The 6,887-nt window shown below is 64.3% G+C and carries 6 protein-coding genes and 1 tRNA gene; 3 read left to right on the top strand and 4 right to left on the bottom strand.

All coding sequences use genetic code 11. The annotated features are described in order from the left end of the window. Positions 1–68: 68 nt before the first annotated feature. Positions 69–686 (bottom strand): hypothetical protein, encoded by a 618-nt coding sequence (locus tag Q1L50_RS03015; RefSeq protein WP_300335804.1) that lies wholly within the window; start codon positions 684–686, stop codon positions 69–71. Positions 687–993: 307 nt separating this feature from the next. Then, a tRNA-Thr gene (locus Q1L50_RS03010) sits at positions 994–1,067 on the bottom strand. Between the two features lie 288 nt (positions 1,068–1,355). On the opposite strand from Q1L50_RS03010, the gene Q1L50_RS03005 reads away from it, so the two are divergent. Continuing rightward, on the top strand, positions 1,356–3,161 hold the full coding sequence (locus Q1L50_RS03005; RefSeq protein ID WP_300335802.1) for a GGDEF domain-containing protein: 1,806 nt from the start codon (positions 1,356–1,358) through the stop codon (positions 3,159–3,161). A 57-nt stretch (positions 3,162–3,218) separates the two neighbouring features. Here Q1L50_RS03005 and tcdA read toward each other — a convergent pair whose 3' ends face one another. Together tcdA and Q1L50_RS02995 are read right to left on the bottom strand one after the other, a co-directional pair. Next, the gene (gene tcdA, locus Q1L50_RS03000; protein WP_300335801.1) at positions 3,219–4,052 is read right to left on the bottom strand and encodes a tRNA cyclic N6-threonylcarbamoyladenosine(37) synthase TcdA; all 834 of its coding nucleotides are present in this window, start codon (positions 4,050–4,052) and stop codon (positions 3,219–3,221) included. Beyond that, positions 4,049–5,143: an HD domain-containing phosphohydrolase gene (locus Q1L50_RS02995; protein WP_300335800.1), complete on the bottom strand. Its 1,095-nt coding sequence runs from the start codon at positions 5,141–5,143 to the stop codon at positions 4,049–4,051. The genes tcdA and Q1L50_RS02995 overlap by 4 nt, the downstream gene beginning before the upstream one ends. A 242-nt stretch (positions 5,144–5,385) precedes the next feature. Here Q1L50_RS02995 and Q1L50_RS02990 point away from each other — a divergent pair, with 242 nt between their 5' ends. Together Q1L50_RS02990 and Q1L50_RS02985 are read left to right on the top strand one after the other, a co-directional pair. Beyond that, positions 5,386–5,730 (top strand): FKBP-type peptidyl-prolyl cis-trans isomerase, encoded by a 345-nt coding sequence (locus Q1L50_RS02990; protein ID WP_300335799.1) that lies wholly within the window; start codon positions 5,386–5,388, stop codon positions 5,728–5,730. 3 nt (positions 5,731–5,733) lie between these two features. Then, the gene (locus tag Q1L50_RS02985; RefSeq protein WP_300335797.1) at positions 5,734–6,600 is read left to right on the top strand and encodes a pseudouridine synthase; all 867 of its coding nucleotides are present in this window, start codon (positions 5,734–5,736) and stop codon (positions 6,598–6,600) included. Positions 6,601–6,887: the final 287 nt, after the last annotated feature.

Genomic DNA, 6,887 nt, shown 5'->3' with positions numbered 1-6,887 from the left:
TCAAGAACCTCGTCCAGATTAAACCAAACCGGTCATCCCCCAGAAAATTCACGCAAAAGCCACATTTATCACATGCTTACAAGAACGGGGTATGACTTTGTTCTGATACGTTGAGAGCATTGGGATTTCTCCCCCTTCTGGATAGGCGCGGCAGTAGCCAGGTCGAAGCCGGCCCACTCCGTGCGGCGCAGCTCGCCTGGGCGAACGAACAGCAGCGGCGCGAGCAGTAACGCGCTCTTGACAACCAGCCTACAGCGAAAGCCGTCGATTGCCCGCGGCAGGTCGGCAACTTCCTTGGCTGTCGTGATGGCCGCGAAGTGCCCGGCCTTGGCCGCGGGTATCGCGCCCCGCAGGTCCGGGCAGGGGTCGCGTTCGGCGCGACCTGTGGCGATGGCGTGGCGGAACGCCTGGCTGACTTCGCTGCGCACCCGGTGCGCCGTGTGGCGCGCGCCGCGCTCGTCGACCCGCTGCAGTACAGCGAGCACGTCGGGCGATGAAATCTCGGCGATTGGCATTGCCCCGAGCCACGGGAACACGTCATGCTCCATGCGCGCCAGGGTCTTGGTGTACCGCCCGGCCGCCACGGCTTCCTTGCGGTGATTCGTCCAGTCCCGGCAGACGGGCTCAAAGCAGTTTGCGGCGAGAGCAGCTTTTCCTTGCCGTCGAAGCCGTACCGGAAGCGCCACCACTTGCCGCCGTCGGGCGTGACGATGACGAGCAACCCGCGCTCATCGTACAGCCTTGGCTGTTTTTTCGCCGGGCTTGGCGTTGCGTACGGCGGTATCGGCCAGTGGCATGGCGGGCTTCACGGTCGGAACGCGGTTCCGCATCCGGGAGTTACCCCAGGGTCAAAGGCCGTTACCGCGGGAGTTTCCCCTGTTTTTTCGCGGATGCCATGGAACCACGTTACCCCATGGCGGACATCAAGCCAATGAAAAAGCCCGCACTTGGGCGGGTTCGATGGACTGCTGCGGACTGCCTTGAACTGCCTGTTGGTGCCCCCGGTCGGAATCGAACCAACGCCTGATGATTACAAATCAACTGCACGACCTTCATGCTACGGGGGCGAACACTGCATGCTGAGGCGATGATTATAGCCGAAGCAAGCGCTCGCCGTGCTTCCCCGGACACATTCTGCCCGACCCACCCGAGGTGGGTGATTGCGGCCAGAAAGGGCCGCGTCGGGCGCGGTTGCAAGCGCAGGCGAAGCTCCTGCCGCTGCCCCACCAGTCGTGGAAATGGCGTCGTCTTGCCGGTCAGGTCCGGGGCAGCGCACCGCCGGTGGCTGCGGATTCTTTCGCAGCTGCACCGCCACTGATAGAATGCCGCGACTGTCTGTTTGTCGGTGAAAAGCGATGCCAGCCCTCTCGAATCCGTCCGAAATTGCCCGCGAGGCCTTGCGCCTGCTGGCCAGTAGGCGCATCTCGCCGTCACCCGACAACTACCGGGCGCTCTATCACGAGATTGCCGGTACCCCGGTCAATGAGGCGGCGCCTTTCCCGGAACGAGAGCTGAAGGCACTGCTGGCGTCGTTGCCCAGGGAAAATGCCCAGCAGCAACGACTGCTCAGACGCTTCGAGCAGGCATTCAAGGGCAAGAGCTGGGACGAGCTCAAGCGTGGTCTGGCCGAGTTGTTCGCGCAGTTGGGTAAGGAGCAGGATCTGCCGTGGAATCAGTTATTCGGCGACTTCCTTCGGCAGTGGGAGGGCAAGCAGGCCGGCCTCACCGTCGCGCGCAAGCGTGAAGCGCTGGAGCGTGTGCTGGCCGGCTCGGCGGGTAACAGCGAGTTGCTCTTCGCGCGCCTGCAAGGACTGGTCAAGTCGTGGTCACTGAACGCGTCGGAAGCGGCGGAGATGCCTCTGGTGGAGGGGCTCGCAGCAGTGGCCGAAGCCGCGAACGGCTCTCCGGTCAGCGATCAGGTGGCGACAGCGCATGCGCTGCAGACTGGTGCTCTGGCGGCCGAGCTGTCGAACGAGCTGCGCGAGATCTTCGCGTACTCGCTGGAGGGCCTCATTCCGACCCAGCTCGCCGACGAGCCCGACCTTGTGGCCGACGCCAAGGCGCTCGCCCACAAGGTCCGCACGGCGACCTCGCGAGCGGCGATGGAAGGCCTGCAGGCGAGCGTCAAGCGCTTCGCGTTCCGCCTTGAGCTGCTGGCCGAAGACCGGGTCGAACTGCGTGCAGGCTTGCTCAAGCTGCTGCAATTGTTGATCGAAAACGTCGGCGAGCTGGTTGTCGAGGACCGCTGGCTTGCCGGTCAGATCGACATCGTCCGCGACATCGTTTCCGGCCCGCTGAGCATCCGTTCGATCAGCGACGCCGAAAGCCGGCTGAAAGAGGTCATTTTCAAGCAGGCACAGCTCAAGCACAGTCTGAACGAAGCCCGGGAAAGCCTCAAACAGATGCTGGCCGGCTTCGTCGATCACCTGGCGGAGTTTGCCGATTCGACTTCCGAGTATCACGACAAGATCGCGATCTGCGCCGACCGGATCAGCAACGCCGAGGACATTTCCCAGCTCGAGGACGTGCTCGCGGAAGTGATCCGTGAGACCCAGATCATCCAGCTCAACGCGCAGCGCTCGCGTGACGAGTTGCGTGCCGCCAAGCAGAGCGTCGAGGACGCCGAGAAGCGCATTGGCGAACTGCAGGCGGATCTCGACAAAGCCAGCACGCTGGTTCGGCACGACCAGCTCACCGGTGTGCTTAACCGCCGTGGTCTGGAGGAAGCATTCGACAAGGAAACGGCGCGCGCGCAACGCCGCAGGGCGACACTCTGCGTCGCCTTGCTCGACATCGACAACTTCAAGAAACTCAACGACTCGCTCGGTCACGACGCCGGCGACGCCGCACTGATCCACCTGACGACGGTAATCCGCGAAACGATGCGTCCGCAGGATACGGTCGCCCGCTTCGGTGGCGAGGAGTTCATCATCCTGCTGCCGGACACCTCGCTGGAAGACGCGCAGACGGCGCTGGTCCGCCTGCAGCGCGAGCTGACGCGGCGGATTTTCCTGCACAACAACGACCGCCAACTGATTACCTTCAGCGCCGGCGTAACCGATTTCCGGCCCACCGATACGCAGGGCTCGGTCAGCAAACGTGCCGACGAGGCGATGTTTGCCGCCAAGCAGGCCGGCAAGAACCGGGTCTTGATCGGCTGACTTCATTCCCGTAGCTGCACATCGGTTGCCCGCTGCCGGCGCCGCGGCGCTGCGCGCTCAGCCGTGCCGGCCTGGCACGGTGGCTCCGCCGGCCAGCGCTCGCAGCACTTCGCCAGCGGCCAGCAGGCCAAACGTCGCGGTGACGCACACCGACGAGCCGAAGCCGGCGCAGTTCAGTCCATTCAGCGCACGCGGCGGTTCGCAGGCTGCGGCGGCCCGGGTTTCGGATTCGGGATAGCGCAGCGCTTCGCTCGAGAAGACGGCCGCAATCCCGAACTTCTTCTTTGCCTCACGCGGGAACGCGTAGTCCTTGCGTAGTAGCGAGCGCACCTTGGCGAGCAACGGATCCTGAATGCTCAGAGCGAGGTCGCCGATCTGGATTCGCGTCGCGTCGATCTGGCCGCCGGCGCCGCCGGCGGTGATCAGCGGCGTCGCGACGCGCCGCGACCAGGCGATCATCGCCGCCTTGGTGCGCGCCTGGTCGATGGCGTCCAGGACGTGGTCGAAAGGCCCGGCGAGGATGGTGTCAACGTTCTCCGGAGTGACGAAGTCGTCGACTTCGGTGACCACGCAAGCCGGGTTGATGGCGTGGACCCGCTGCGCCATGGCGCTGACCTTGGCCTTGCCGAATTCGCCGTCGAGGGCGTGCACCTGCCGGTTGACGTTTGACTCGGCGACCATGTCCAGATCGATCAGGGTGATCTTGCCGATTGCCGAACGTGCCAGCGCCTCGACGGCCCACGAACCGACACCGCCGATGCCGACGACGGCGACATGCGCATCCTGAAAACGCCGCAGGGCAGCCGCCCCGTAGAGGCGAGAGATACCTCCGAAACGGCGCGCCTGATCGGCCGCAGGGTCGGGCGGCGGCCCGACCATCGGTTCGCTCATATGGCTTCGACGCTCCGCCGGATCACCTGGTTGAAGGGCTCGATCCATTCCGGCGCGAACTGCTTGTCACAGGCATTGATTTCGGCGATCGCGCGTAGCAGCGAGCGATTCCGGCCACGGTTGATATGCTTCAACATCACCGCTTCGAAGGCGTCGACGATAGCCAGCACCTTTGCGCCGGAGCAGATCTGCGCGCTATCGAGACCGGCCGGGTAACCGCTGCCCCGGGGCGCTTCATGGTGTTGCGCCACCATCTCGGCGGCAGCCGTCCAGCCGGCCATCCGCGACAGCAATCCAGCCGCATAGCCCGGATGCGCGCGCAGGATCGTCTTCTCCTCCGGGCTCATGTCGCTGGCCTTCAGCCATACCGACTCGGCGAGAAACATCATGCCGACGTCGTGCATGTAGACGGCGGCTTCAAGCTGAATCGGCTCGATCGGCTCACCGGCCATCTGGTTTGTTTCCAGCGCCAGGCGCAGGATGCGCGTCGAGCGGCCCTTGAACAGCGGCGACCTGGCCTCGAACTGGCTGGCAAGGGTGAGAAAAAAACGCAGATCCTCGGCAGCTTCCGACTTTGCGGCAGCGCGCAGACCGGTGACACCGCGGGTGGTCAGCGACGCAACAAAGACCGGACGGAATCCGGTTACTGCCTCAAGCACCTCGGCGGCGCGCTCGTCGACCTCCGCTGACGCGGCCATCGCCAGCTTCTCGAGGCCTTCAACCAGCGGTCGGAGTTGCAGGGTATCGAGCGCATCGCCGCTGGCAATGCGGGCCATGGCCAGCTCCAGGCGATCGATGGTCAACAGGATGGTTTCGGCAATTGCCTCGGAGAACAGCAGATTGCTGTTACGGACTCGGGCGAGAAGGGTTTCAATCGGGTGCACGATGGCCACCGCCAGGTCGACGTTGCACAGCGCCGCGTCACCCTTGATGTTGTGCAGCGCACGGAACAGGCTGCCGATCACTTCGCGCTCACCTGGCGCATTTCGCAGGCGAGCGACATCACGTTCGATCTTCGGCGCGTGTTCGCGCAGCGCTTCAATGAAATCATCGAGTCCCTCGCGGTCGGTCACGACCGGAGCAGTAGGCATCCGTCTGTCCATGGTGCGTGCCTCCGAAATGATATTGCAGGCGAGTTTACCGGAAAGCGGTCCCTGCCGTTGCAGAGCAGGAGCGCTTCCCCCTTGCATCTTGACCGACGGTACCGCTTGCTAGGCACCGATAGTGCTCGCCTTGAAACCAGGACCGGGCGACTGGCTGAATCCGCGCAAACGGCCCCATTCGCCGGCATGCTGGGCTAAACTGCGGGCTTTTGCGCCTACGAGGAACTACCATGCCAATTGTCACCACCCCCAGCGGTCTCCAGATCGAAGACGTAATCGCCGGCAGTGGTCCCGTCGCGGTCTCCGGTCAGCACGTGATCGTGCATTACACCGGCTGGCTTGCCGATGGCACCAAGTTTGATTCGAGCGTCGACCGCAATGAACCCTTTCGCTTTGCCCTCGACGGTCGACACGTCATCGCCGGCTGGGAAGAGGGTGTCCCCGGGATGTGCGTCGGCGGCATTCGCCGGCTGATCATTCCGGCCGATCTCGCGTATGGAGCACGGGGCGCCGGTCGATTGATCCCGCCGCATGCCAAGATAACCTTCGAAATCGAGTTGCTCGATATCGCCTGACCGATGGCCGAGCGGCCACGCAAGACGCCGAGCCTGTCGCCCGGCACCCGTGCGGCAGCGCCGAACACGCGCCGCGAGCGCCCACCAGAGCGCCCCGGCGGCAGGCCGACGGTCGTTGCCGCGCCAGCCAGCAGCACGCCGCAAGCGGGCGTGCGGATCTCCAAGCTGATGGCCGAACGTGGCTTGTGTTCGCGTCGTGACGCTGATGGCTACATCGCGCGCGGCTGGGTCCTGGTTGATGGCCGAAGGGTCAGCGAGCTCGGCACGCGGGTCGACCCGGCGGCAGTGATTACCCTCGACAAGCAGGGACAGGCGGACCAGCAAAGCCGCTTGACGATCCTGCTGCACAAACCGATCGGCTTCGTCTCTGGCCAGCCGGAGCCCGGCTGTACTCCGGCGGTGACCCTGATACAGCCAGCCAATCAGCTGTCCACACCGGACACCCCGAACTTTCATCCGGCCTGCCTGCGAGGATTGGCGCCCGCCGGCCGCCTGGACATCGATTCGACCGGCCTGCTGGTGCTGACCCAGGACGGTCGCGTCGCCCGGCAGCTGATCGGCGACGACTCGCAGATCGAAAAGGAGTACCTGGTCCGCGTAGACGGCTCGCTCGACGCCAAGGGGCTGGCGCTGCTCAATCACGGCCTCAGCCTCGACGACCGGAAGCTGAAGCCGGCGAGGGTCGAGTGGCTCAACGACGATCAACTGCGCTTTGTTCTCCGCGAGGGCAGAAAGCGCCAAATTCGGCGGATGTGCGAACTGGTCGGCTTGCGCGTGATCGGCCTCAAGCGAGTCCGCATCGGTGCCGTCCGGCTTGGCGACTTGCCACTCGGTCAGTGGCGCTTCCTGCGGCCGAACGAAACGTTCTGACGGCGCAGCGGCGAGCAGCTGCGGCATCGGCCGCCCTGCACCCGGAGCACTGAGTAGCGCCACGGTTTTTGATGTTTCAATGTTCACGAACGTTGATGGCATTACCGTGAAAGAACACCCTCTTGAAGGCGAGCGAATCTCTGGCACTTGATGCCATTGAGCGCAACTGGCAGGAAGAGAGGCTCAGGCGGCAGCGGGGATAAAGCCGTGCTTCTTGAGCATCTTCAACCAGCGAGGGGCGTTGCGTGCAACAGATAGGGCTTCGAAGTCGGTTGCCGAGTCCCGGT

Origin of the sequence: Accumulibacter sp. (assembly GCF_029255145.1) — a bacterium.
Lineage (GTDB): Bacteria > Pseudomonadota > Gammaproteobacteria > Burkholderiales > Rhodocyclaceae > Accumulibacter.
Note: the sequence above shows the minus strand (reverse complement) of the source record. Positions and strands in the feature narration are given on the sequence as shown.

Excerpts from the sequence above, each read along its gene's own strand:
- Q1L50_RS02995 (WP_300335800.1), bottom strand. The coding sequence starts at position 5,143 with ATGCCTACTGCTCCGGTCGTGACCGACCGCGAGGGACTCGATGATTTC.
- tcdA (WP_300335801.1), bottom strand. The coding sequence starts at position 4,052 with ATGAGCGAACCGATGGTCGGGCCGCCGCCCGACCCTGCGGCCGATCAG.
- Q1L50_RS02985 (WP_300335797.1), top strand. The coding sequence starts at position 5,734 with ATGGCCGAGCGGCCACGCAAGACGCCGAGCCTGTCGCCCGGCACCCGT.
- Q1L50_RS03005 (WP_300335802.1), top strand. The coding sequence starts at position 1,356 with ATGCCAGCCCTCTCGAATCCGTCCGAAATTGCCCGCGAGGCCTTGCGC.
- Q1L50_RS02990 (WP_300335799.1), top strand. The coding sequence starts at position 5,386 with ATGCCAATTGTCACCACCCCCAGCGGTCTCCAGATCGAAGACGTAATC.